This is a genomic window from Methylobacterium sp. E-025 (assembly GCF_022829705.1).
Taxonomy (GTDB): Bacteria; Pseudomonadota; Alphaproteobacteria; order Rhizobiales; family Beijerinckiaceae; genus Methylobacterium.
The window spans coordinates 1-467 of the sequence record NZ_JAKSYR010000202.1 but is presented as its reverse complement, the minus strand read 5'-3'; the positions used below and the strand labels follow the sequence as shown (position 1 = coordinate 467).

The 467-nt window shown below is 69.6% G+C and carries 2 pseudogenes; one reads left to right on the top strand and one right to left on the bottom strand.

Annotated features, from left to right (window positions below):
* A pseudogene (locus MKK64_RS27855) lies at positions 1 to 296 on the bottom strand (amino acid permease); the annotation flags it as partial.
* On the opposite strand from MKK64_RS27855, the pseudogene MKK64_RS27850 reads away from it, so the two are divergent.
* Positions 293 to 467 (top strand): annotated as a pseudogene (locus tag MKK64_RS27850) (amino acid permease); the annotation flags it as partial. The pseudogenes MKK64_RS27855 and MKK64_RS27850 overlap by 4 nt on opposite strands.

Here is a 467-nt window from a genome sequence, read left to right as displayed (position 1 = left end):
ATCAGCGCCGAGAACCAGGCGATGCCGATCACGTCGACGCCCTTAGCGATCGGGTCGGGGACGTTGAGGTCCTTGTAGGGCACCACGCCGGTGAGCACCCGGGCGACCAGCAGGAAGAGCACTGTGCAGATCGCGGCGGAGCCGAGGAGGCCGATCGGACTGTCTCCTTGGGGCGATTGCGCCTCCTGAGCGGCGGTGGGGACCGCGGCGAAGCCGAGGAAGGCGAAGAAAACACCCCCCTGGCCCGCAAGCCGGCGCCCCCACCCGAAATGCCGGAAGCTGCCGCCTTGTCGGGGAGAGCGGCGGGGTGCGCGGCGCGGGCGGCTTGTTCTTCGCCTTCATCGGCTTCGACGCGGTCTCCACCGCCGCGCAGGAGGCGAAATCGCCCCAGCGCGACATGCCGATCGGCATCCTCGGCTCGCTCGCGATCTGCACAGTGCTCTACGTGCTGGTCGCCGCGGTGCTCA